The sequence below is a fragment of the Curtobacterium sp. MCLR17_007 genome, from assembly GCF_003234655.2.
Taxonomy (GTDB): domain Bacteria; phylum Actinomycetota; class Actinomycetes; order Actinomycetales; family Microbacteriaceae; genus Curtobacterium.
Map to the genome: position 1 here is coordinate 1,772,393 of NZ_CP126271.1, position 21,407 is coordinate 1,793,799.

The following is a 21,407-nucleotide window of genomic DNA, read 5'->3' on the forward strand; positions in this document are numbered from 1 at the left end:
GTTCTGGAAGGAACACCCCATGCTCCGCTCGCTCTACTCCGGGATCTCCGGACTCCGCTCCCACCAGGAGATGCTCGACGTCACGGGCAACAACATCGCCAACGTCAACACCGTCGGCTTCAAGGCCTCGACCACCGTCTTCCAGGACACCCTGTCGCAGATGACCCAGGGTGCCGGCGGACCGCAGACCGGCATCGGCGGCACCAACCCGGCCCAGATCGGCCTGGGCGTGCAGGTCGCCGGTGTCTCCACCAACTTCGCGCAGGGCTCGGCACAGGCCACGGGCAAGGCCACCGACCTGATGATCTCGGGCGACGGCTTCTTCGTGACCCGGCTCGGCAACGACACCGTCTACAGCCGCGCCGGTGCGTTCGACTTCGACGCGAACGGTCGACTCGTCAGCTCCGACGGCAAGATCGTGCAGGGCTACTCGGCCCAGAACGGCGTCGTGAACGACGGGGGAGCGCTCTCTGACATCACCCTGCCGCTGCAGGCCGCAGCGCCCGCCACCGCCACCACCTCGGCGACCGTCGCGGGCAACCTGCCCTCGGACACCGCGGTCAACGAGACGATCAACCGCGACGCGACCGTGTACGACCAGTACGGCACGAAGCACACGCTGTCCCTGGCGTACACGCGCACCCCGGGCGGCTGGTCCGTCGCCGCGTCGAACGGTCAGGGCACCTCGGCCACCGGGAACATCACCTTCGGCGCGGACGGCAAGATCACCGCCGGTGCGACCCTGGCGGTCGGCGGCATCACGGTCGACATGACGCAGCTGTCCGGCTTCGCGTCGCTGAACACCGCCTCGATCGCGTCGCAGAACGGCCACGAGGCCGGCTCGCTGCAGAACTACACCATCTCGAAGGACGGCACCGTTATGGGCACGTTCTCGAACGGCTCCTCGATGGCGCTCGGCCGCATCGCCCTGGCCACCTTCGCCAACCCGGCCGGGCTCGAGAAGACCGGGGCGTCGGGGTACCGCGCCACGGCCAACTCCGGCCAGGCGCAGGTCGGCGTCCCCGGGTCGGCCGGCATCGGTTCACTCGCGGCCGGCACGCTCGAGATGTCGAACGTGGACCTGTCGCAGGAGTTCACGAACCTGATCGTCGCGCAGCGCGGCTTCCAGGCGAACGCGCGCATCATCACCACCTCGGACGAGGTGCTGCAGGAGCTGACGAACCTGAAGCGGTAGTCGCGGTCGTTGCGGGGAGGGTCGCTGCGGTCGTTGCGGCGACGGTCGGACCGACAGGAGGCGCGGTGCCGGCTGGCACCGCGCCTCCGGTCATGCGAGGTCCCCGGCTCAGGCGGCGCGCAGGACAGCGGTCCTGATGGCTGCGGCATCGTGCTCGTCATGGTCGACCAACAGCGCGCGCTGCCTCGACGTCCCGTTCGAGGTCGTCGCCGACGAAGCGACAGACTGAACGACGTCCGCAACCGGCTCTGGTTCATTGCCGACGCCGGGTACGACCTTCGGCGGGACCTGCCGAGCCGGAGTTCTGTGCTCACTGAACTCCTCGGAACCCATCTCGCGGTCTTCGTGACGGCCCGCTCCCATCCAGACCGCGTTTCGCGTGATGCTTCCTCGCGACTGCGTCGTCGCGGCGGAGGAGCCTGTCCGGCAGCTGGAATCAGGCTCACAGCGACAGCGGCTGATCAAGCTCGCAGACGGCCTCGCCGCGTGCTGTTTCCTCCAGTGGGAACGGATTCAGCGGCACCCGACGATCCGAACGACGATGACCCGCGGGACAGATCGAACGAAGAAGCACTGACTCGGCGCGGCCGTATGACGCACCCGCATTGAGAATCGTTCCGGACCACCTATGTGCGACAGAAGATCTCTGCGGGATTGCTCTGGGCGCTGACGCGACCGGCCAACGACCGGCTATCGGGACGGCACCCGTCCTGATTGACTCGCCACATGTCTGCTCGGAGTCTCACCGTGACCGGTGTCGTCGTGATCGCGTTCGCGCTGCTTGTGTGGATCATCAATCCGACGATTCATGGGGTGAGTTTCGTGGTGCTGGTCGTCGCGCTCGTCGCTGGCCTTGCCTGCGTCGTCCTGGGGATCGTGCGGCGTCCACGAGGTTGATCCTCGTCTGTGTTGAACCCCGTCCCACCGGGGGGATCGGTTATCGGGACGCCGCGAGGGGCTTCCCATCTGGTCAGCGCCGGCGGGGCTCGAGGTGGTAGTAGACAGTCATCGCAAGGTCGTTCTCCCCATCGGTCACGCTGCTCGCAAACGTCATGTCCTCGATCGACACATCGCCGAGATCATCGATGGTCTGCGCAACTCGCCGCAGCAGGGCAGCAACATCTCCTTGCCCTTCGCCTGCGGGGTTGCTCTGCGAGAAGTGGTTGATCGTCCAATCCATACGCTCCACGCTCCCGACCATAGCTGTGCCCTCGAGCGCCGAATGCGCCGGTCCGATTGCCGGTCGGCAACTGGAACTGCTTCGCGGGAGACACCCGCGGCTGCCGTGCCATGCTGACCGGGTGATTCTGCTGACCGAGGCCGTCCGCGGTGCGTGGCTTGTCGAGCGCGCCGGCCGATGGGCGACTGTCGGCGGTGTCGCTGGCACGGGCTTCGAGGCGTACGTGCGGCTGCTGCACCCGGTGGATGCGCACCGAATTAGACCGAACGCGGTCGACGATTGGGGCAATCCCGTAGATGTTGAGCACACGCGTTGGCGGTGGGCTGAGGTCGCGCGCCGCAACGGCCGGGTGATGCATTCCCTTGTGCAGTGGTGGCGCATCACTGACGAAGAGCAGACCAAGGACTGGTCGGATGGGTGGAGGGTTGGTCAGTCCGACGATGGGTGGTTCGACCCGGAGGATCTCGCGGTCCTGACCACGCACCTGCGGGCCGCGACACGGACCCCGGACGACCTGGTCATCGGAGCGTGGGAAGGCACCGGCAACCCGCCCTGGGCCGAGGGGGTGGGAGCACGCGCGCGCGCTCTCATGCAGATGCCCTGGCCCGGTCGGGACATGTGGTTGTTCAGCTCAAGCCTTTGCGAGCTTGCGGACCCGACGTGGGCGCACCGCACCGTGCCTGGATGGCAATGCAGCCGCTACGGACAGGAAGGGCCATACACGTCGCTGATCTGGCCCGAGGATCACACTTGGGTCGTCGCTTCCGAGGAAGACTGGGACTCGACGATCGTCGCCGGCTCACGCACACTCGTCGACAGCATCGTCGCGGACGCACACTTCGAAGCCTTCGAGGTGCACGAAGATGACGACCTGAGCTGGGACGGCGATCTCCTCAACCCCCGCCGACACCCGACACCAGGGCTCTGAGACGACCAGACGCCCGGTGAGGGATCGTCGACCGTGACGGGTTGCAGGGCTAGCTGCCGAAGCTGACGTCCTCCGGGCACGGCGGCTGATCGTCTCCCGCCATGAACCCTTCCAAGCTGCTTCGGACCGGCGCTCTGCCGCCCGCGCGGGGCACTAGGTGCGAACGGTCAAGGTCCTTCCCGGAGTCGAGGAAGACCCACCGGGTTAAGCGCAGCGGCCAACCCCAGTCATCACGGCGAACGATGCGTTCCGCCTGCTGCGCGATCCACTGAGAGACACGATCGGCGGTGCGCTTGGCGCCGTGCTCTCCGGCAGGTTCGAGCACATCGAGGTTCCCGTCGATTGGCCCGACGTCGTCGTAGTGCTTCTCGTCTCCCCAGCGGCACTCGGCGACGAAGCCGCCGTCGTCGTGCGTGAATGTGACCCACAGCCATCGGAGATCAGTCGTCAGGTGAGGGAGTTCAACGCCTACGAACGGCACGGCGATCTCGAGCGCGACGGACTGCTCCGCGCTCAGGCCGAGCCGCTGCCAACCCGTTGCGTGCTGACGGAGTTGCCGCACAAATAGCGCATCCTGCGCATCTGCCATTCTGACCCGTGGGAACCAATCCAAGTCAGACACAGCAGAAGGTTGGCATCTGCGACCGACCGCCGGCAACCCAACCTCGTCTCGGCAACCGATCCCCGGGCGGACGGCACCAGTTAGTCTCATGGCTGGCGCAGGGAGCTTTCGAAAACGTTCATCGCGCTGGGGGCGCTCTGCGACCGGGACGTAATGGTGCGCTCGTATTGTGTCGGGATGAGTCAGGTCAGCGCGCCCGTACCCCTTCCTCGTGCCCTCGTTGTGATGGCATGGGTGCTCGCCGCTCTGTTCAACGTGGTGCTCGTGAGCTTCTTCGCCTTGTACTCAGTAGCCAATGACTGGGCAGCAGAACGATCGGAAGTGACTGGGGCATTCGATCCGTCACAATTACTCCCGCATGACGCGGCGCTGTGGTTGAGTGCCCACGCCGCGATCGTTCTACTCGTGATGCTCGACGTCGTGGGTATCGCGCTGTTGCTGCGCTCGCGCCGGAGGCGCCTCACCCTGTCTCAGTAGCGGATCGGCTACCGAGACGGGTCGCGCTCGATGTCGACCCCGCGTAACGGCTGACGACGAGACGTTTACGAGCAGCTTCGCTCCGTGTCGTGGTCGCGTCCCAATCGACGTTCCGATGCGGTTACGCGGAAGGATCATCTGCCCTCTGCGGCTCGCAGCGCGCGCAGGTGCACCGTGGCCCAGGAGCGATACGGCTTCCACGCCTCGGTGATCTCATCGAAGGAGCGATAGGTTCCGTAGCGTCTCGTGATTTCGTCGCTCAGCTTGCCTTCGTGGTGTGGCAGCACGTCGGGGAAGTTCGCGCCGCGAATCACCACGAGCTCGGCCGAGAACGGTCCCATCCCCAGGATGCCCTGCACCTGCACGAACGCCTCAGCCGACGGCATCGATCGGAGGAACGAGCCGGAGAGTCTGCCGTCGAGCGCGGCCTCGGCGATCGCGTGCAGGTACTCCGCCTTGCGTCCGGGCAGGACCAGTGATTCCGCGAACAGCGCGGCAGGAGACGGGAAGGCTCCGTCGTCGCCGAGCTGCTGTGTGAGCCGTGTCTTGATCGCGGCCGCCTGCCGGATTTGCAGGCGTTGCGACAGCACCGACCAGACGGCGGCCTCGTAGGGCGAGAAGAAGCCGCACGGACGGAAGCCACGGAGCTGCGCCTGCGCCTCCGCGATGACCCCGTCGCGCATCGCGACGTCGGGCCAGCTGCGTCCGTCGATGTCGATCGACAGCAGCCGGCGGACCTGGTCGGTCGCGGCATCCAGATCCCCGGTGCCATCGACCACGATGCGGACGGACGGCCCGTCTTGGGTGATGACGGAGTCCACCCGCTGCCAGTCGGTGTCGCACAGGAAGGTGGTGTGGATGCCCGGTGCCTGCGTCTGGGACGCGAGCCTGCCGGGGGTGAAGCCCTCCCAGAACCGCCTGCTGGTGGCGAGCGACCAGGGCCCGACGACGTCGTGGACCGTCTCGAGTCGCGACACGGCGCTCAGTGCACGTACACCGCTGCCTCGGTGTCGGACACCTGGGGCAGCAGCTCGGACTTCGAACCACGGATGAACACGGCCGCGATGATCGATGCGAGCACCAGTCCGATCGCCGCAGCGAGGAACGCGACGGAGTACCCGCTGGTGAACGCGTCAAGTTGTGACCCGCCGGCGCCGAAGTCGGCCACGCGTGCGGCGTAGAGGGCGGTGAAGACCGACAGACCGATCGACCCACCGATCTGCAACGCCGAGTTCAGCGTGGCCGAGGCAGCGCCGGCGTCTTGCGGCTCGACACCCGTCAGCGCGAGGTTCTGCAGCGGGACGAAGACGAACGCCATGCCGAGACCCAGCACGATCAACGCCGGCAGCACCTGCACCAGGTACGAGCCATCGGCAGTGACACGGCTGAGGTAGGCGAGGCCGACGGCGGAGACCAGCGGTCCGCCGATCATCATGGGGCGCGGGCCGATGGTGGACAGCAGCTTCGTCGCCACCGGCACCATGACCATGATGCTCAGCGTGATCGGCAGCGTCGCCAGGCCGGCGAGCAGCGGGTCCATCCCCAGCACGATCTGCAGGTGGAACGACACGTAGAGCATGGCCCCGATCATCACGCTGCCGACGATCATCTGGACCAGGAACGCGCCACCGCGAACCGAGTCGGCGACGACCCGGAGCGGCAGCAACGGCTGCGCCACACGGCTCTCGATGACCACGAAGAGCACCAGCAGACCGGCACCCAGGGCGAGGAACCCGACCGTCTGGATCTGGCCCCAGCCCTGCTCGGCGAGGCTGAACCCGTACACCAGCGAACCCAGCCCGATCGTGACCGTGACGGCCCCGATCAGGTCGTAACGGTTGTTGCCTGCGGTCTGGGACTCCGTCACCAGCAGCATCCCGCCGACGAGTCCCACGACCACGAAGAACACGTTCACGAGCAAGCACCAACGCCAGTCGGCGAACTCGGTGAGCACACCGCCGAGCACGAGTCCGACCGCCGCACCAGCGCCCGCGACCGCTCCGAAGACCGCGAAGGCGGTGTTCCGCTCCCGCCCGCTCGGGAAGGTCACGGTCAGCAGAGCCAGAGCAGCCGGGGCGAGCAGGGCTGCGAAGACGCCCTGCAGACCGCGAGCGACGATCAGCTCGGTGCCGTTCTGGGCGAGGCCGCCGAACGCGGAAGCCGCACCGAAACCGAGCATCCCGACCAAGAAGGTGCGCTTGCGACCCCAGTAGTCCGCGACCCGACCGCCCAAGAGCAGAAGCGCACCGAACGCGAGGGCATAGGCGGTCACGACCCACTGACGTTCCAGGTCAGTGAGGCCGAGTTCCTGCTGCGCCTGCGGCAGCGCGATGGTGACGATCGTGCCGTCGAGCACCACGACGAGTTGGGTGAGCGCGAGGACGACGAGCGCCCACCAACGCTTGGGAGAAGCGGATGTGCTGAGCGCGGTCCGCGACGACGTCGACATGGGAAAACCTCCGGGCTTCGATTGGGAACGCCGGAGGTTTTCAGCCCCGGATCGCCTGGGCTGATGCACCAGGTCGACCACACCGATGGGAATCGGTCAGGCGCCCAGCATACCCCGCCTTCAACCCGGCCGGCTCACCTGCAGACCACTTCGTCAGCGATACGATCAACGCGTTCACCTTCGTGAAGCGGTCGCCCTGCAAGGGCGGTCCGGGGCTGGAAACCCTCGCATCCAGCCCCGTCGACTCTGCGTCGACTGACGTCGCGAGAGGTGGCTGGCGTGCGTTCCAAGCACAGGAAGCAGCCATGCGCATGCACACCCACACCTCGTCTCCCGCCGCTCCACTGACCGACCAGGTCGTCATCATCACCGGAGGCTCCAAGGGCCTCGGCGCAGCGATCAGCGCCAGCTGCGCGGCAGCAGGAGCCCGAGTCGTCCTCGTCGGCCGCAACGGTCAGGCACTGCGTGAGCACGCCGCGACGCTGGGGCAGGCTGCCAGCTGGATCCAGGCAGACCTGAACGACCCGGCGGCGCCGACCGAGGTCCTCGCACAGACCCTGGAACGCCATGGACGGGTCGACGGGTTGGTCAACAACGCGGGCACCGCGCACTTCGCACCGATCGAGCGGATCAGCGCGAGTGACATCGACGTGACGATGTCACTCGACGTCCGCGCACCGCTGCTGCTTGCCGGCGCGGCCGCGCCAGTGATGCGTGAAGGCGGGAGCATCGTCAACGTCTCGTCCACATTGTCTGCTGTCGGCAGCCCGGCAACGGCGCTCTACGCGGCGGCGAAGGGAGCACTCGATGCGGCCACTCGCGCCTTGGCAGCAGAGCTCGGCCCCCGCAACATCCGTGTGAACGGTGTCCGGCCCGGTCTGACCCGCACCGAGGCGACCGAACTCGCCCACAGCGACGGCGTCTTGTTCGAGACGTACCGAGCAACGGTTCCCCTGGGCCGCACTGGGACCGGCGCCGAGGTCGGCGACGCGGTGGTGTTCCTGCTGAGCTCGGCCGCCGCGTTCGTCACCGGGCAGACGCTGGCTGTCGACGGAGGGCACACCACCTCCAACCTCGCCGTCCGCCCATCGGCCGATCGGCACTAGGGGAATCGAGAACAGGCCCCTCACCCGCGTCGTTCAACCGAGCGACCGGTGCGGGCTCGGCCATGGGCCGACCAGATCACAGGCGCCGCCCGGTGTTTTCTTGGACGTCTCGATAGACGATCCGCTTTCGGACCCGTGTCCGAAAGCGGATGGCTTACCGGGCGCCAGTTGACGATCAACGCTTCCGACGGTCTTCCCGGTTCACCACCAGTGAGAATCCGACAACGAAGATCGCCCAGCAGACGACTTGCACCACGTGGCCGACTGATGGCGCACCCACCAAGCCCAGGACTGCAAAGAGCAATGCGAGCACCCCGAAAATGATCGCGACGATGAGCCACCTGCGCGTCTTGCGCCACGAACGCTGATTCGGCGACCCTTCAGGCCTGCTCACGGCAACACCAACATGTCGGCAGCGTACCGGCAGTTCTTGTCCGGAGTGGATCGGCTACTGGGAGGGCTCTGAGCAGCATTCTGCTCTTTCGGCGGCGATGCGTGAGGATGACGGCATGGACTCCGATGGTGAGCGCGCCGCCCGCGTCATGCAACTTCGTCGGGCGCTCCAGGCAGCTCAGCCTGGATCGGTCGCGAGCCTCAGGGGTTCCCTCGCTGAGGGGACAGCGGACGCGTGGAGCGATATCGACCTTTCGTGGCGTGTGAGCGTCGGCGACGACGCACTCAAAGTCTTGCCGCACGCACTCGAAGCGGCGGGGCGAGTCGAGTCACTTCGGCTCGACCCCGAACTCGACCCGGATCGTCGCCTGGTGTTCGTACGGTTCAGAGATTGGTCGTTGTTTCAGCGGGTGGACCTCGATGTGGTCGGTTCGTTCCACGGCGGTCGCGCGACCTGGGATCGTGGATGGTCTCGGGCAGAGAGCGCCTTGATGAATGCGGTCGCTGCCATCCGCGCGTCACATCGAAGGCGCGGCGACATTGACGGGCTGGTCAAGCGAGGGCTGGAGCGGGTGGGGGCTCCTGATCCCGGCGGGGCGTTGACGGATCGGCTGTCCGCCCTCATCGACGCCGCGGTCGCCGCCGACCCAGCTCAGACAGGTCTGGCACAACGTGTCTATGCAGAAGTGTTCGCACTCGGCAGTGCGAATAGATGATCTTTGCCGTTCGAACGGGGATCCGCTACCGGGCAGCTGCTACTGCCATACCAAGCTTCCCGCCGAGCCCAGCTGCAAGCACGTGTGCGTCCTGAAGAGGCATCCACCAGCACGTCCAGCTCACTGCCTCCCCTCCGTCGGACCTGAAGCGTTCGCCCGCCTGCCACCGTTCCGCGAGGTCCGCCTGCTGCACTGACATGAGGAAGAAACGGCGCACTGCGATCTCGTCCCGGGCCGGCCGCACGTCGTACCGTTCCTCACCGAGCGACCGCAACACACGGCCTAGGCAATCGGTTTCCTCGAACAGCTCCCGCACCGCGGCGCGCTCGGGCGTCTCGCCAAACTCGATGCTGCCGGCGGGTACCTGGACCCCGGTCCTCGTCAGCGGGATCGTGTCGTGCGTGAAGACGAGAAGGTGCCCGTCGTGCACCACGTAGCAAACGACCTTGTCGACCTCGATTGGCATGAGTCCACGGTACGGTCCCCTCAGGGAGCCCGCAGGTGGCTCAGGGCGTTGTCCGGTACCCGATCGGCTATCGGTACAGCTCATCCTCGGAGTGACGGGCCGATAGCGTGAAGAGATGGCAACCGGCGTGAAGTATGACTCTCTCTGGGACGAAGCTCACCGGTCCTTCGATAGGGGCGCCCTCCGCGTGGATCACGCGCCCGTCGACGGCGACCCACGCTGGGGTCTCAGCCTCGTCCTGCTTCCCCCGGCGCATCTCGCTGACTCGTTGGCCGCGGCCGCCGCTGAAATCGGTAGCCTCTACGACGGCACGCACCACATCTACAACGCCGCCGACCTGCACATGACGGTCACGAGCCTGGAGCCCTACCGCGACAAGGTCGCGCAGACGACGATCAAGCACTACGTTGACGCGGTCGAGCGTGCCCGCGATCTGCTGGACGTCAACGTTCGGCTGGTTGGGCTCGGCGGCTCGCCTTCCGGTGTGTTCGTCCAGGGCTTCGACGACGAGACGCTGGTACCGATCCGGCGACAGATGCGTGAGGCAGCGGCGGACCTACACGATGGCGTCGGGCCGCCGATGGCGTTCGTCCGCGACACGGCACACGTCTCCATCAGCGTCCACCGGGAAGCAGTCCCCGAGCCCCGAGCGGCCGAATACGTCCAACGACACAGGCGCACGGGCTTCGGCGACATGGCGGAAGCCACAGTCGCGCTCGCGCGGTATCGGGTGTCAGACCACTCGATGAGTGTCCAAGTCATTCACACCGTCCGGTAGCCGATCGGCAAGTGAGACGAACGATTTGGTCGGCGATCGCGCTAGCGCGACGAGCTGCGGCGCCCGTTGAACGACCGTCTTCCGGACACTCCCGATGCGGATGAGCGCCGCCAGTGCGGGGTTGCGCGGTACTGCCTCTGCTCTGATCAAATCGATGTGACGACCCCACTGGGTCGTACTCTCGACGCGTGAGCGACCCGAGAGAACCTTCCCTCCCCAGGAACAAGGCAATGAGCAATGGGTCGCGGCCACGCAGCAAGCCAGGGTGCTTGTAGAACGAGGACCTATCATCGTCGGTGCGTCAGCGCAGGCCGCATTGACTGGACTGACCCTCGTCTTCTTCGCGCTCGGCACGACCCTGGCGGCGCTCGAGCCGTCGCCGTGGGAGGCAATCGTCAGCGGTGCTGGATTCACCGTCGCTCTGCTCGGGTGGCTGTGGGCACGTCGGCACGACGGCTTGGAGCCCTTCCTCGCCAGCGGCGAGCAAACCCCCGTCTCACTCCTCGATCGCGATCAACGGCGAGCCCTCCGGTCGCAGATGCGCGGAAAGACGCCGCCCACTCCCTACTCGAAGGAACTCGTCGACCTCCTCACACGTCGGCAGCAAGCATCGGCAAGGCACATCTGGCCGACGCTCATCGGGTTCGGGGTCGCCCTCGTCGGCATGAACCTCAACTCGGGGAGGTTTCTGCTCGCCTTCCTGGCGGTCAGCGTCATCATCGCGGTCGCCAGCTGGATCGAACGGCGTCGGTGGCGGCGAACGCGCGCACTGATCGCTGGCCATCAACGTCAGTAGTTGAGATCTTGACGTTCCTGGTCCTGCCGAGGATTGCGCGTACGCGCGAGACCTCGCGCCCGCACGGCAAGCGGCTTCGATCGAAGCAACAGACTCCAACCCGACGACGGCCGGCAGACGATCCGTGAACGGACAGAGCGCACATCGCTGCTCCGTGTTGTCAACCGAGCAGGCTGCGCAGCCCCGTGACCGCCGTCACGAGCCCGACTACCGCAAGGACTGCTCCGAGCATCCGCATCCATGCGGTTCCCCAACGGGCAAGTGGGCTCCAGGTCAGGCCGGCTCGCTCCGCAGCGCGGATCCACCCGGCGACAATCTGCGGGAAGGTGATGACGAAGGTCCCCCACAGCAGGACGAGTGTGCCGAAGATCAGGGGAACCATGGCGCCAACGCTACTGCCGCCGGTGAACAGCTCTGAGAGCGTCCGGTGGCCGATCGGGTAGCGAGACGGTTCTTGATCGTTCTGCAGGAGATGTCGCTGGAGATGGTCGTCGGTCAGACGGAGAGCGTCGGTGCGGGTGCACAACTCCGCGAAGTCGTGGTGGCCGCCCTCGAACAGCATCAGTTCGCGCTGGACGCCCTGCGCTGTGAGGGTCTTTCGCGATGCGCTAGTCGCGTCGGTCGGTGCCGCCGTCGTGCCGGAACGTCGCGCGGTACTGCTGCGGCGACGTGCCGAGATGACGGTGGAAGGCGCTGCGGAACGACGCGGGCGTTCCGAGCCCCACGTCGTGCCCGATGCGCTCCACGGGGTCGTCGGTCGTCTCGAGCAGCTGTCGAGCGCGATCGATGCGTGCCGCGGTGAGCCACGCCAACGGCGAGGTCCCGGTCTCCTCGCGGAACCTGCGGGCGAGGGTGCGCCGCGAGACGTGGGCCTCGCGCGCCAGCATGTCGATCGTGACGACCCGATGGAGGTCCCGGAACATCCACTCGCGCAGGTCGTCGAGCCGGTGGCCGGTGGGTCGTGGACGAACTCGGTCGACGTACTGCAGCTGTCCACCAGACCGGCTCGGCGGCGCCACGAGGGCCCGTGCGTGGTCGTTGGCCGCCGCGGCACCGTGGTCGCGGCGGATCAGGTGCAGGCTCAGGTCGATGCAGGCGGTGACCCCGGCCGAGGTCAGGACGTCGCCGTCGTCGACGTACAGGCGGTCGGGCTGCACGTCGACCGAGGGGTGGCGCTGCCGCAGCTCGTCGACCTTCTGCCAGTGGGTCGTGGCCGGTCGACCGTCCAGGATGCCGGCGGCAGCCAGGGCGAAGGCTCCGGAGCAGAACGACACCAGCCGAGCACCGCGGGCGTGCGCGCTCCGCAACGACGCGACGACCCCGTCCGGCAGCGGGGTCGACGTGTCCTGGTACCCAGGCACGATGACCGTCTCGGCTCCCCGGAGCGCGTCCAACCCACGAGCGGTGGACAGGGTCGCACCGGCTGACGACAGGGGAGCGACGGTGACCGGCGTCAGGGCGTAGCCAGCCTGCGGCGTGAAGACCTGGGCGGCGACCCCGAACTCGAGCGGGAAGACGCCGGGCAGTGCCAGCAGAGCGATCCGGTGCATGGCCCGATCGTAGCGAAACATGACCTACGGGCCACTGCCGGTCGTGCTCGACGGTGCTTAGCCTCGAGTCATGACCGATCATCTGACGCTCCCCTCGACGCCCTGGCTCGACGAAGCGCTCACACTCGTGCGGGGGACCGAGCGTGCCGGGGTGACGGACCACAGCATCCGGACGTATCTGTTCGCCCGCCTGGTCGCAGAGCGGGACGGCATGACCACGGACGCCGGCCACCGCGACGACCTCGTGCTGGCGGCCTGTCTCCTGCACGACCTCGGCCTCGGCTCGCTCGCCACGGGTTCGACACGGTTCGAGGTGGAGGGTGCAGACATCGCAGCCGAGCTGCTGACGCGGCACGGAGCACCTGCCGGCGACGTCGACGTGGTCTGGGAGGCCATCGCCCTGCACTCGTCGCACGGCATCGCCGACCGCCGTGGCCCCGTGTCCTACCTGACCTACCGCGGCGTGTTCGCCGATGCGAGCGCAGAGACGGAGGGGCTCGACGCGGCTGCCGTCCGGCAGATCCAGACGGCGCTGCCGCGGCCCGCCGGCGACCGATCCGTCATCGACGCGATCGCTGACCACGCGGAACGATCGCCGGCTGCGGCGCCGCCGCACAGCATCGGCGCCGACCTGCTCCGTGAGCGGCGTCTCGCAGCAGGGGGCGCCGACTGAGCGCCGAAGACGGACGGGAGGCGCGGTGCGGGCTGGCACCGCGCCTCCCGTCAAGCAACGTCCCCAGCCCCGGCGGCGCGCAGGACGGCGGTCCTGGTCGACGCGGCGTCAGAAACGTCGCGGTCGACCAACAGCGCGCGCATGCCCGCGGAGCGCGCCCCCTCGACGTCCCGTTCGAGGTCGTCGCCGACGAAGAGACACTCGGCGGCCTCGACGCCCACCGCCCGCGCCACAGTCAGGAACGCCCGCCGGTCCGGCTTCTGGAACCCGATCTGTTCGGAGACGCACACCGCGTCGAAGGCGCCCTCGAGACCGGTCTGTGCGAGCTTGTCGCGCTGCTGTCTCTCGGAACCGTTGGTGAGCAGACCCAGGCGGTACCCCCGAGCGCGCAGTTCCTGCAGCAGGGACAGGCTGCCGGGGAACGCCCGCCACGACGCTCGGTACGCGCGGAGGTAGCAGTCGAAGAGTGCATCCAGACCGTCATCATCCGTCGGCGTGCGGTGGCCGAGCGCCGGCAAGACGGTTCGGAGACGCGCGCGCCGCTGCTCCGGGAAGCTGATCTGGCCGGCGCGCCAGCGTTCGAAGTGCTCGTCCTCGGCAGCGAACCAGGTGTCGAGCGCGGACTCCGTCGGGGTCAGGCCCTGGGACTCGAGGAACGTGGTGACGCCGGCTTGGGCCGCGCCCCGGTGGTCGAACAGGGTGCCGTCGAGGTCGAAGCAGACTGCGCGGAGAGCCCCCATCGGGCCAGGCTACGACGAAGCGCCCCGTCCGGTCGTCGCCCAGCGGGTTCGCTCAGCGGTCCCGCTCGAAGGCGAGATCGAGGGCCAGCTCAACGGCGTACCGGGCGCCATCCGGCACGAGCGGGGTCTGCGCGAGGTCGCCGAGGGGGACCCAGATCGGCTCGTACCGGTTGGTCGCTGACGCACGCTTGCACTCGGGACCGCCCAGCGTGACAACGTCGTCGTCCACGCTGACGACGAAGTAGGCCACCGGGGTGTCGCGTTCGACCGGCACGTCCAGCAACTCGCCGACGGTTCCCTCGAGGCTCGTCTCCTCGAGCAGTTCACGTCGGCATGCTGTGCGGAGGTCCTCGCCGTCCTCCACGCCTCCGCCGGGCAGGACGCAGTAGTGGCGGCCGCCGTTGCGGCGGTCGATCAGGAGCAGGTGCCCGTTCCGGATGACGACTGCCGCTGCCCTGACTCGCACGCGCCAAGCTCATCACGAGACCGGCCGCCGTGTCGCGCACATCGGTCGATCAACAGACCGGCGCGCAGCCCGCGAGAGCGTCACGGTCATGACCATCGTCGAGCGTTTCGTCGTCGGGGGGAGGGGGGGCACTGCTGGCTCGAGACGTCCGGCGCCGTTCTCGTAGTGTTGTGCGATGGACCTCGATCGTCTTTGGCCGTTGTTCGGGCTGCGTCTCATCACTCCGCGACTGGAACTCCGCCCCCTGCGCGACGAGGACCTGCCTGGGCTCGTCGACGCGGCCCTGTCCGGTGTGCACGATCCAGCCCGGATGCCGTTCGGTACTCCGTGGACGGATGCAGAACCGGCGACCTTGGCTCGTTCCCTGGCGCAGTACCACTGGAAACTCCGAGCCGGTCTGACCCGTGACTCGTGGGGCGTGAGCTTCACCGTGCTGCACGAGGGAACGCCGATCGGGGTGCAGGAGTTGCACGCTCGCCGCTTCGCTGCACGCAAGACGGTCGAGAGCGGGTCGTGGCTCTCGCTGGCACATCAGGGTCTCGGGCTCGGGACCGAGATGCGGTCGGCGCTGCTGCTGTTCGCGTTCGACCACCTCGGAGCGGAGTGGGCGGAGTCGAGTGCAGCGGCGTGGAACGAGCCGTCCCTTCGGGTGTCCGCGAGGCTCGGGTACCTGGTCAACGGCGTCACCAGGGCCCAGACCCGCGCCGACGAGGTCGTCGACGAGGTCCGGGTCCGCCTGAAGCGGACGGACTTCGCCCGGCCGAGCTGGAGTCTGACGGCCGACGGGGTGGAGGCAGCGATCGGACTCCTGCGTGAGTAGAGCGGGCTGACGGACGGCTGCGGCAAGGACGAGATGTTCACGGAACGATCTGGTGGTGGCGCTGCGGTCGACGATCGACTACTGGAACACCTCGGGAAGTGCGGCGATGAACTCGTCGAAGTGGCTGTACCAGACCGAGTGCGCCGCACCGGGAACGTCACGGACCGCAACACCGCGGGCGCTGTGCAGCGCCGCCGTCTCGTCGTCGACGTACCGACTCGGGTCCGCGCGAACGATGATGGACCCGGCCTCCGGCTCGAAGGACATCCTCGCGCCCATCGACTGCGCGACGGCGGTGGGAGGATCGAACCGTTGGGCGGCGCGAGCCTCCACCTCACAGTCCTGCTCGCTGTAGAACGGCCGGGATGCTCGGAGTCCGGCGTAGGTGCGCAAGCGCGCGTCCTCCTCGTAGGCTGCGACGAGCTCGTCCCGGTCCCGTCCTCCACCACCAGCGGCGAACGGCGTGTCGACGTAGACCGACAATCTCGGTGCGAGCACACCAGACGACACCGCCGCTGCCAGCAGCAACCCACCATAGGAATGTCCGATCACGAGGTCGGGCACTGTCCCGCACCCGTTCGCAAGAGAGTCCGCGACCGATCGCGCGGCGCGGTCCACCGTCATCGTGTCATCGCTCGGAGACATCCCGTGCCCGGGTAGATCGACCGCGTGGACGCGGTAACCGCTCGAGACGAGCAGCGGGACGACCCGCTGCCAGCTCTCGTGCGACCCCATCATCCCGTGGAGCAGTACGGCATTCCGTTCGCCTCGACCCTGCACCACGACGTTGAGCAACATCCCGACAGCGAACCACATCGCAGGCTGTGTGTTCCGACGGCGAGGCGCCGTCGATGGACCGGCCATCGCGCGCTCATCCGCAATGGATGTCCACCGGGACGAGCCGTCAGAGCTTCGGGAGCGTCCGACCCGCGCTCGCGTGGAGGTAGTCGAGACCTTCGACCACCAGAGTCCCGAGGATGAGGTCGGCGCGCAACGACTCCACCTCGAGCAACGCGGCTTCACGTTCAGTTTCGGAGATCAGTCCCGACGCGCACGCGGCGGCGAACTCGTCTTCATCATCGACAACGAACGAGCCATCGCGCCGCAGCAGCGGATCAAGCTCGAGATCGTCGAACTGCCACTCGTCGCGCGACTCTCTGGGCGGCGTCGCGATGTCGACGTGCACGACGTACTCGGAGCCGAGCACCCAATGCGCGACGAACCAGGCTGCATGAGGAAGCAGGATGATCGAATCACGGCCCCGCCCCTGGGCATCCTGGGCAACCTCGCACGTCGAAGTCGGGCCGTCCCGATCGGTACCGGTGTGGCCGCTCCCAGCGGGTGTGAAGACCCCGGCCCCGCGCTCGTCGACCGCGACCACGTACCCACGCCAGGACCGGGTACCCGCCGGACGCTTCCGTTTCACGATCGTCACGACGTCGAGATCCTCAGCCGCGACAGCCATGGCGCAACGATGGACGAGCAGGGATCATCCGCCAGGCGTGTACTGCGTCTGAGCCAGGCTGGAGAACGTCAGCGGCGAAGGATGCTGCCGCTCGCATGCGCACCGCAGCGGCAGTCGGATGCCCTCACCAGTAGAGTCCGGTCATGGCGCTGGTGCTGATGTGTGGTCTGTCCTTCTCCGGCAAGAGCACCCTCGCGACGCAACTGGCGGTCGAGCTGGGCGCTGAGCTGCTGAGCCTCGACGGGATCAACGTGGAGCGCGGTTTCCACGGCGGCCAGGGCATCCCGTTGGAGGAGTGGGCGAACACCAACCGGATCGCACACGAACGAGCTGGCGCGCTGCTCGCTTCCGATCGTCACGTGGTCGTCGACGACACCGGTTCACCCCGGTTCATCCGCGACGCGTGGCGTGCGACGGCGACCGAATCGGCGGCACCGTTCGTGCTCGTGTGGGTGCAGGTCTCGCCCGAACTGCAGCGTCGTCGTGTGCTGGCAAACCGCGACCAGCCGTCACGGGCGGACGTCACCGACGCCGTGGTGACCGAGCACGCGGCGAGCTTCGAACCTCCGATCGAGGAAGACCCGTTGGTCGTCGACGCGGCTCGGACGACCGACCCCGCCACCGTCAGCGCCGTCGTCGCAGAGATCGGGGCTCGCATCGTGCGATCGCCGACCCCGCGCCCGCGTACCGGCGGCCTCGGGAGTCCTGACGGGACGGGACCGACGCGATGATGCGACCCCTGGTCCTCTCGGGAGGGCCGGCAGTCGGGAAGACCACGTGCGGTCGAGCGCTCGCGGCCACCCATGACCGGGCCGCGTACATCGACGGCGACGACATCCGCCAGCTCGTGGTCACCGGCGCCGCGACGCTGTGGTCCGGCCCCGAAGGTCAGGCGCAACACGAGCTCGCGGTCCGGAACACCGCTGCACTCGCGATGAACCTGCTCGCCGACGGCTTCGTCGTCACAGCATCCGACGTGGTGACGGCGGACGTCCTCCCCGTGTACCGCGAACAGTTGCCGGACTGCTTCATCGTGCACCTGGCGATCACCCTCAACGCAGCGCGTGCACGAGCAGCCACCCGCCCGGTGTACATCACGGACGAGGAGTTCGAGCTGCTGCATCGGATCACCGCTGCTCCACCAGCGGTCGACCTCGTCATCGACGTCACCGACATGACCGTGGAGCAGCAGATCGGACGGGTACGCGACGCCTGGACGGCGGCCGAGAAGCGCTGACCGGAGCCGATCGCTCGCGGAGGTGGAGTGCCCGCCGATCGCGATGCATGCTCGCAGCGGCGGCTGACGTCGGACGCACGGTCGTCTCCGGGACGGCCACCGAGCCTCCCGGCTGGTTCCGACAGTGGCGGATCCTGGTCGGCCAGTCCCTGACCTACAAGGGCGCCTTGATCCTGACGACGGCGGGCAGCGCGGGCCTGCAGGGGACGCAACCGCTGTTCATCGGTTGCGGCTCACCGCGCACGGCGTCTGGACGGTGTTCTCTGGACAGAGGTCGAACTGACTCCTCGTCGGCGAGGAGCGGCTGCTGGGGGATCTACTACCGAGGCGGCTCCTGCCCCTTCGTGCGAGCACCCAGGACGCCCTCGACGACCCAGCACGCGAGACCGACCACGATGAGCGCGACGCCGATCCAGACCGAGGCTCCGGTGCTCGTCGCCGCGTTGCCCGCCCACACCGCTATGCCGTACAGGACCAGGAAGAGGCCCACCCCGCCGACGATCGCCGTGATGAGCTTCGGGCGAGGCGTCCCTCTGGGCCGCGTGATCCCGAGGAAGTCGAGTACTCGTCGCATGCAGCCGAGCCTAGGGCGCTGCCGCCACTCGAGGTCACGGACCGAGGGCGCGCGCGGACAGCGACCGATCCGATCGAGATGGTGGAGCGAAGCGCGTCAGTTGACGGACGTGACCGACACGGAACCGCGGAGTGCCCTCGGCCCGAGGCGGTGTCCGATCGGCCCCCGGGCACCCCGACTCGTACGCTGGTCCGATGGAGAGCCTGATCCGCTTTGCTCGTCCAACGGACGCGGCGGCTGTCGAGCAGATCGAGAACGCGGCCGATCGGCTCCTGATCGATCGGCTCCAGCCCGAGGGATGGTCTGATGCTCCCTCGGGAGACACCCGACTGGCCGGTCATGGGTTCCTGCTCGTCGTGGAGCTGGTCGGCGGGGACGTCGCTGGGTTCGCACACGTGCTCGAGGTCGACGGAGTGTGCCACCTCGAGCAGCTCTCGGTACACCCTGCGCACGCTCGGCAGGGTCTGGGCCAGGCGCTCGTCGACGCCGCGAAACGGCAGGCTGCGGCTCGCGGCTACACGCGGATCTCGCTGCGGACGTTCGCGGATGTGCCGTGGAATGCCCCGTTCTACCGATCAGCTGGTTTCGTGGAGGAAGAACCAGCAACAGAGTTCCACCGGTCGCTGGTCGACACCGAATCCCGGCTGGGTCTCGACGCGTACGGACGCCGGGTGCAGATGACAGCATGCGTCGCGGGACTGTTGCCGTAGGACAACCCACTCGCGGACGGGCGTGCACGGCTGGTCGGTCCAACTCGGCGTACCGGACGAGGCGCCTCGCGACCACGCAGACCCGCCAGGAGCTCGGTGGCGCTGTCAGGGCATGGAGGTCTCGGGCGTCCGGACAGGATCTGTCGACGGGTGCTCCTCGACGTACCGGCGGGCGCGCCGGACGCGGATGACCGTTCGCGGGAGCAGCCAGGCGAGGACCACGACCATGAAGACCAGGAAGAGGACCGAGAACACGACCAGGCTGCCGCGCAGGATCCCGCTGACGAACTGGAACGCGATGGAGACGTACAAGAGCGTGACGTAGGCCGTGTTGAACTGCAGAACGACCTGGATGACCTGCGCGTACCGCACCGCCCCCGCCTTCTCGGCCTCCTCGAGTGGGACGGCTCTGCCGCGGAGGACGAGCTTCGCGTACCGCCGCAGCCGGTCGAGGTCGCGTCCCCCGGCGTCGCGCAGCAGTCGGCTGAACGGGAGCGCGACGATGATCGATGCGAATGCCGTGGCGAGGAACGTGAGCTGCCCGGCCAGCAGGATCCCGACCAGCGCCTCCCGGGTCGTGCTGGGGTCGAGGACGTTGAGCACGGCGGTGCCGACTGACGAGACGATCGCGGCGATCACGAACGTGATGCCGATCCTGACGACCTTTCGACGGATGACGTCTGGGCCGGGGAGGACCTGGTCCCTGAGCTCGACCATCGGGGTGTCCAGGCGGCGGAACCGGCTGCCGATCGGGCGCGCGACGACGAACAAGATCGCGGAGCCACCGACGAGCACGGCAGGCACCCACACCGGCGCCTGCGCGGACGTGCTCGCGACCACGACGACGACCGCGGCGACGACGTCGACGGCCACGACGACGAGGAAGGCACGCCGCAGGTACCGGCTGCGGCCGGACGGTGTCCGGTCGTCGAAGTACGCGGTCCAGGAACCGACGACCAGGGGACCGAAGACGAGGAACGGTGACGCTGCCGCTGCGCTGACGAGCAGTCCGTCGGGGGCTCGCCCGAGGTGCAGGGCGATGAGCAGCCCGGCACCGAGGGCCAGGGCGGTCGTGACGACGATCGTCACCAGGAAGGCCAGGACTCGCATGCACGCTCCTCGGGTGGCATCGGCACGTTGTCGACGCTGATCCCGATCATGGCCGCTTCGCTCCGCGCCGGGACGAACCGTGCGGTTCCCCGCACCGGACGGGCGGTGGGCGGACGCCTCGACACCCGGATCCGTACGCAGGTGCGGCGCCGATGCAGGGTGCCTCAGCCCTGGGCGGTCGGCCTGATGACGACCTCGCCGACGTCGACCCCGTCGGGCTGTTCGACGGCGAACGCGACGGCACGGGCGACTGCCTCTGGCGGCATCGCGATCGCGTCCCGCTGGGCGATGAGCGCCGCGGCGGTGTCCGCACTCGCACCGGCGCCGACCCCCTCGGTGTTCGTGAACCCCGGGCTGATCACGGTGACACGGAGTGACGGGCCGGCCTCTTGCCGGAGTCCCTCGGACAGCACACGCACCGCGGTCTTCGTCGCGGCGTACACGCCCTGCGCCGGGACGATCCGGTGCGCGGCCGTGGAGGCCGTGTGCACGAAGTGCCCGCCGCCCTGCGCCCGGAACACCGGCAGTGCGGCGGCGATCCCGTTGAGCACGCCGGTCACGTTGACGTCGATCATCTGCTGCCAGTCGTCGACGCGCACCTCGTCGAACGGCGAGATCGCCATGCTGCCGGCGTTGGAGAACAGGACGTCGAGGCTGCCGAAGTGCTCGCGGGCCGCGGCGACGAGCCGCTCCAGGTCCTCGCGGCGACGGACGTCGGTGGGGACGGCGATCGCCTGACCGCCGTCGGCGGTGATGTCGTCGACCAACGACGTCAGCCGATCGGCACGACGTGCACCGAGCACGAGGCGCGCTCCCGCGGTCGCGAGGTGTCGGGCGGTCGCGGCACCGATGCCGCTGGACGCGCCGGTGATCGCGATCGTCTTGCCGTGGATGCCGGTCATGGTGACTCGATTCGTCTAGGGTAAGTGGACACCTGTCTGCCACTGGAGGAGCGT

General features: G+C 68.0%; 27 protein-coding genes. 13 read left to right on the plus strand and 14 right to left on the minus strand.

The features are described from left to right. Positions 1–19: 19 nt before the first annotated feature. Together DEJ13_RS08430 and DEJ13_RS08435 are read left to right on the plus strand one after the other, a co-directional pair. Positions 20–1,195 (plus strand): flagellar hook protein FlgE, encoded by a 1,176-nt coding sequence (locus DEJ13_RS08430; protein ID WP_111107325.1) that lies wholly within the window; start codon positions 20–22, stop codon positions 1,193–1,195. A 747-nt stretch (positions 1,196–1,942) separates the two neighbouring features. Next, positions 1,943–2,092 (plus strand): hypothetical protein, encoded by a 150-nt coding sequence (locus DEJ13_RS08435; RefSeq protein ID WP_156463515.1) that lies wholly within the window; start codon positions 1,943–1,945, stop codon positions 2,090–2,092. 73 nt (positions 2,093–2,165) lie between these two features. On the opposite strand, the gene DEJ13_RS08440 is transcribed toward DEJ13_RS08435, so the two are convergent. After that, entirely contained in the window at positions 2,166–2,375 is a 210-nt protein-coding gene (locus DEJ13_RS08440; RefSeq protein ID WP_111107400.1) for a hypothetical protein, read from the minus strand. A 121-nt stretch (positions 2,376–2,496) separates the two neighbouring features. Here DEJ13_RS08440 and DEJ13_RS08445 point away from each other — a divergent pair, with 121 nt between their 5' ends. Beyond that, positions 2,497–3,303, plus strand: a complete 807-nt coding sequence (locus tag DEJ13_RS08445; protein ID WP_111107324.1) for a hypothetical protein — start codon at positions 2,497–2,499, stop codon at positions 3,301–3,303. 49 nt (positions 3,304–3,352) lie between these two features. Here DEJ13_RS08445 and DEJ13_RS08450 read toward each other — a convergent pair whose 3' ends face one another. Then, positions 3,353–3,892, minus strand: coding sequence for a hypothetical protein (locus DEJ13_RS08450; protein WP_111107323.1), 540 nt, complete (start codon positions 3,890–3,892; stop codon positions 3,353–3,355). Between the two features lie 210 nt (positions 3,893–4,102). Here DEJ13_RS08450 and DEJ13_RS08455 point away from each other — a divergent pair, with 210 nt between their 5' ends. Then, the gene (locus tag DEJ13_RS08455; protein WP_146245260.1) at positions 4,103–4,402 is read left to right on the plus strand and encodes a cell surface protein; all 300 of its coding nucleotides are present in this window, start codon (positions 4,103–4,105) and stop codon (positions 4,400–4,402) included. Between the two features lie 134 nt (positions 4,403–4,536). Here the strand turns inward: DEJ13_RS08455 and DEJ13_RS08460 are convergent, their stop codons facing one another. Together DEJ13_RS08460 and DEJ13_RS08465 are read right to left on the minus strand one after the other, a co-directional pair. Next, positions 4,537–5,379: a DNA-3-methyladenine glycosylase family protein gene (locus tag DEJ13_RS08460; protein ID WP_111107321.1), complete on the minus strand. Its 843-nt coding sequence runs from the start codon at positions 5,377–5,379 to the stop codon at positions 4,537–4,539. 5 nt (positions 5,380–5,384) lie between these two features. Next, the gene (locus DEJ13_RS08465; RefSeq protein ID WP_284158184.1) at positions 5,385–6,851 is read right to left on the minus strand and encodes an MFS transporter; all 1,467 of its coding nucleotides are present in this window, start codon (positions 6,849–6,851) and stop codon (positions 5,385–5,387) included. 305 nt (positions 6,852–7,156) lie between these two features. On the opposite strand from DEJ13_RS08465, the gene DEJ13_RS08470 reads away from it, so the two are divergent. Next, positions 7,157–7,957 (plus strand): SDR family NAD(P)-dependent oxidoreductase, encoded by an 801-nt coding sequence (locus tag DEJ13_RS08470; protein WP_284158185.1) that lies wholly within the window; start codon positions 7,157–7,159, stop codon positions 7,955–7,957. 509 nt (positions 7,958–8,466) lie between these two features. Next, complete coding sequence (locus tag DEJ13_RS08475; RefSeq protein WP_146245325.1) at positions 8,467–9,066, plus strand: hypothetical protein; 600 nt, start codon at positions 8,467–8,469, stop codon at positions 9,064–9,066. Between the two features lie 25 nt (positions 9,067–9,091). On the opposite strand, the gene DEJ13_RS08480 is transcribed toward DEJ13_RS08475, so the two are convergent. Continuing rightward, the gene (locus tag DEJ13_RS08480) at positions 9,092–9,532 is read right to left on the minus strand and encodes an NUDIX domain-containing protein (protein WP_111108069.1); all 441 of its coding nucleotides are present in this window, start codon (positions 9,530–9,532) and stop codon (positions 9,092–9,094) included. 115 nt (positions 9,533–9,647) lie between these two features. Here DEJ13_RS08480 and DEJ13_RS08485 point away from each other — a divergent pair, with 115 nt between their 5' ends. Both DEJ13_RS08485 and DEJ13_RS08490 read left to right on the plus strand, forming a co-directional pair. Continuing rightward, the gene (locus DEJ13_RS08485; protein WP_111108068.1) at positions 9,648–10,310 is read left to right on the plus strand and encodes a hypothetical protein; all 663 of its coding nucleotides are present in this window, start codon (positions 9,648–9,650) and stop codon (positions 10,308–10,310) included. Between the two features lie 316 nt (positions 10,311–10,626). Continuing rightward, the gene (locus tag DEJ13_RS08490; RefSeq protein WP_111108067.1) at positions 10,627–11,106 is read left to right on the plus strand and encodes a hypothetical protein; all 480 of its coding nucleotides are present in this window, start codon (positions 10,627–10,629) and stop codon (positions 11,104–11,106) included. A 160-nt stretch (positions 11,107–11,266) separates the two neighbouring features. Here DEJ13_RS08490 and DEJ13_RS08495 read toward each other — a convergent pair whose 3' ends face one another. Both DEJ13_RS08495 and DEJ13_RS08500 read right to left on the minus strand, forming a co-directional pair. Beyond that, complete coding sequence (locus DEJ13_RS08495; protein WP_111108066.1) at positions 11,267–11,668, minus strand: hypothetical protein; 402 nt, start codon at positions 11,666–11,668, stop codon at positions 11,267–11,269. 46 nt (positions 11,669–11,714) lie between these two features. After that, complete coding sequence (locus tag DEJ13_RS08500; protein ID WP_220037619.1) at positions 11,715–12,656, minus strand: GlxA family transcriptional regulator; 942 nt, start codon at positions 12,654–12,656, stop codon at positions 11,715–11,717. A 70-nt stretch (positions 12,657–12,726) separates the two neighbouring features. Here DEJ13_RS08500 and DEJ13_RS08505 point away from each other — a divergent pair, with 70 nt between their 5' ends. Then, entirely contained in the window at positions 12,727–13,329 is a 603-nt protein-coding gene (locus tag DEJ13_RS08505; protein ID WP_111108065.1) for an HD domain-containing protein, read from the plus strand. Positions 13,330–13,379: 50 nt separating this feature from the next. Here the strand turns inward: DEJ13_RS08505 and DEJ13_RS08510 are convergent, their stop codons facing one another. Continuing rightward, a complete protein-coding gene (locus tag DEJ13_RS08510; protein WP_111108064.1) occupies positions 13,380–14,069 on the minus strand; it encodes an HAD family hydrolase in 690 nt (229 codons plus the stop codon). 52 nt (positions 14,070–14,121) lie between these two features. Then, positions 14,122–14,535, minus strand: coding sequence for an NUDIX domain-containing protein (locus tag DEJ13_RS08515; RefSeq protein ID WP_111108063.1), 414 nt, complete (start codon positions 14,533–14,535; stop codon positions 14,122–14,124). Positions 14,536–14,710: 175 nt separating this feature from the next. Here DEJ13_RS08515 and DEJ13_RS08520 point away from each other — a divergent pair, with 175 nt between their 5' ends. After that, positions 14,711–15,355, plus strand: coding sequence for a GNAT family N-acetyltransferase (locus DEJ13_RS08520; protein ID WP_111108062.1), 645 nt, complete (start codon positions 14,711–14,713; stop codon positions 15,353–15,355). A 78-nt stretch (positions 15,356–15,433) separates the two neighbouring features. Here the strand turns inward: DEJ13_RS08520 and DEJ13_RS08525 are convergent, their stop codons facing one another. Further along, the gene (locus tag DEJ13_RS08525; protein WP_181437142.1) at positions 15,434–16,153 is read right to left on the minus strand and encodes an alpha/beta fold hydrolase; all 720 of its coding nucleotides are present in this window, start codon (positions 16,151–16,153) and stop codon (positions 15,434–15,436) included. Between the two features lie 106 nt (positions 16,154–16,259). Further along, the gene (locus DEJ13_RS08530; protein ID WP_111108060.1) at positions 16,260–16,820 is read right to left on the minus strand and encodes a ribonuclease FAU-1 family protein; all 561 of its coding nucleotides are present in this window, start codon (positions 16,818–16,820) and stop codon (positions 16,260–16,262) included. Positions 16,821–16,963: 143 nt separating this feature from the next. Here DEJ13_RS08530 and DEJ13_RS08535 point away from each other — a divergent pair, with 143 nt between their 5' ends. Then, positions 16,964–17,551: a P-loop nucleotide/nucleoside kinase family protein gene (locus tag DEJ13_RS08535; RefSeq protein WP_111108059.1), complete on the plus strand. Its 588-nt coding sequence runs from the start codon at positions 16,964–16,966 to the stop codon at positions 17,549–17,551. Next, positions 17,548–18,057 (plus strand): nucleoside/nucleotide kinase family protein, encoded by a 510-nt coding sequence (locus DEJ13_RS08540; protein WP_146245324.1) that lies wholly within the window; start codon positions 17,548–17,550, stop codon positions 18,055–18,057. Before DEJ13_RS08535 ends, DEJ13_RS08540 begins: the two co-directional genes overlap by 4 nt. Before the next feature lie 319 nt (positions 18,058–18,376). Here DEJ13_RS08540 and DEJ13_RS08545 read toward each other — a convergent pair whose 3' ends face one another. Further along, a complete protein-coding gene (locus tag DEJ13_RS08545) occupies positions 18,377–18,631 on the minus strand; it encodes a DUF2207 domain-containing protein (RefSeq protein WP_146245323.1) in 255 nt (84 codons plus the stop codon). A 194-nt stretch (positions 18,632–18,825) separates the two neighbouring features. Between DEJ13_RS08545 and DEJ13_RS08550 the strand changes: the two genes are divergently transcribed. Further along, positions 18,826–19,341: a GNAT family N-acetyltransferase gene (locus tag DEJ13_RS08550; RefSeq protein WP_111108057.1), complete on the plus strand. Its 516-nt coding sequence runs from the start codon at positions 18,826–18,828 to the stop codon at positions 19,339–19,341. 105 nt (positions 19,342–19,446) lie between these two features. Here DEJ13_RS08550 and DEJ13_RS08555 read toward each other — a convergent pair whose 3' ends face one another. Both DEJ13_RS08555 and DEJ13_RS08560 read right to left on the minus strand, forming a co-directional pair. After that, on the minus strand, positions 19,447–20,451 hold the full coding sequence (locus tag DEJ13_RS08555; RefSeq protein WP_111108056.1) for a hypothetical protein: 1,005 nt from the start codon (positions 20,449–20,451) through the stop codon (positions 19,447–19,449). A gap of 164 nt (positions 20,452–20,615) precedes the next feature. Then, positions 20,616–21,353, minus strand: a complete 738-nt coding sequence (locus DEJ13_RS08560; RefSeq protein ID WP_111108055.1) for an SDR family oxidoreductase — start codon at positions 21,351–21,353, stop codon at positions 20,616–20,618. Positions 21,354–21,407: the final 54 nt, after the last annotated feature.

Excerpts from the sequence above, each read along its gene's own strand:
- DEJ13_RS08430 (WP_111107325.1), top strand. The coding sequence starts at position 20 with ATGCTCCGCTCGCTCTACTCCGGGATCTCCGGACTCCGCTCCCACCAG.
- DEJ13_RS08440 (WP_111107400.1), bottom strand. The coding sequence starts at position 2,375 with ATGGATTGGACGATCAACCACTTCTCGCAGAGCAACCCCGCAGGCGAA.
- DEJ13_RS08450 (WP_111107323.1), bottom strand. The coding sequence starts at position 3,892 with ATGGCAGATGCGCAGGATGCGCTATTTGTGCGGCAACTCCGTCAGCAC.
- DEJ13_RS08455 (WP_146245260.1), top strand. The coding sequence starts at position 4,103 with ATGAGTCAGGTCAGCGCGCCCGTACCCCTTCCTCGTGCCCTCGTTGTG.
- DEJ13_RS08465 (WP_284158184.1), bottom strand. The coding sequence starts at position 6,851 with ATGTCGACGTCGTCGCGGACCGCGCTCAGCACATCCGCTTCTCCCAAG.
- DEJ13_RS08470 (WP_284158185.1), top strand. The coding sequence starts at position 7,157 with ATGCGCATGCACACCCACACCTCGTCTCCCGCCGCTCCACTGACCGAC.
- DEJ13_RS08475 (WP_146245325.1), top strand. The coding sequence starts at position 8,467 with ATGGACTCCGATGGTGAGCGCGCCGCCCGCGTCATGCAACTTCGTCGG.
- DEJ13_RS08480 (WP_111108069.1), bottom strand. The coding sequence starts at position 9,532 with ATGCCAATCGAGGTCGACAAGGTCGTTTGCTACGTGGTGCACGACGGG.
- DEJ13_RS08485 (WP_111108068.1), top strand. The coding sequence starts at position 9,648 with ATGGCAACCGGCGTGAAGTATGACTCTCTCTGGGACGAAGCTCACCGG.
- DEJ13_RS08495 (WP_111108066.1), bottom strand. The coding sequence starts at position 11,668 with ATGCTGTTCGAGGGCGGCCACCACGACTTCGCGGAGTTGTGCACCCGC.
- DEJ13_RS08500 (WP_220037619.1), bottom strand. The coding sequence starts at position 12,656 with ATGCACCGGATCGCTCTGCTGGCACTGCCCGGCGTCTTCCCGCTCGAG.
- DEJ13_RS08505 (WP_111108065.1), top strand. The coding sequence starts at position 12,727 with ATGACCGATCATCTGACGCTCCCCTCGACGCCCTGGCTCGACGAAGCG.
- DEJ13_RS08510 (WP_111108064.1), bottom strand. The coding sequence starts at position 14,069 with ATGGGGGCTCTCCGCGCAGTCTGCTTCGACCTCGACGGCACCCTGTTC.
- DEJ13_RS08520 (WP_111108062.1), top strand. The coding sequence starts at position 14,711 with ATGGACCTCGATCGTCTTTGGCCGTTGTTCGGGCTGCGTCTCATCACT.
- DEJ13_RS08525 (WP_181437142.1), bottom strand. The coding sequence starts at position 16,153 with ATGTTGCTCAACGTCGTGGTGCAGGGTCGAGGCGAACGGAATGCCGTA.
- DEJ13_RS08530 (WP_111108060.1), bottom strand. The coding sequence starts at position 16,820 with ATGGCTGTCGCGGCTGAGGATCTCGACGTCGTGACGATCGTGAAACGG.
- DEJ13_RS08535 (WP_111108059.1), top strand. The coding sequence starts at position 16,964 with ATGGCGCTGGTGCTGATGTGTGGTCTGTCCTTCTCCGGCAAGAGCACC.
- DEJ13_RS08540 (WP_146245324.1), top strand. The coding sequence starts at position 17,548 with ATGATGCGACCCCTGGTCCTCTCGGGAGGGCCGGCAGTCGGGAAGACC.
- DEJ13_RS08545 (WP_146245323.1), bottom strand. The coding sequence starts at position 18,631 with ATGCGACGAGTACTCGACTTCCTCGGGATCACGCGGCCCAGAGGGACG.
- DEJ13_RS08550 (WP_111108057.1), top strand. The coding sequence starts at position 18,826 with ATGGAGAGCCTGATCCGCTTTGCTCGTCCAACGGACGCGGCGGCTGTC.
- DEJ13_RS08555 (WP_111108056.1), bottom strand. The coding sequence starts at position 20,451 with ATGCGAGTCCTGGCCTTCCTGGTGACGATCGTCGTCACGACCGCCCTG.
- DEJ13_RS08560 (WP_111108055.1), bottom strand. The coding sequence starts at position 21,353 with ATGACCGGCATCCACGGCAAGACGATCGCGATCACCGGCGCGTCCAGC.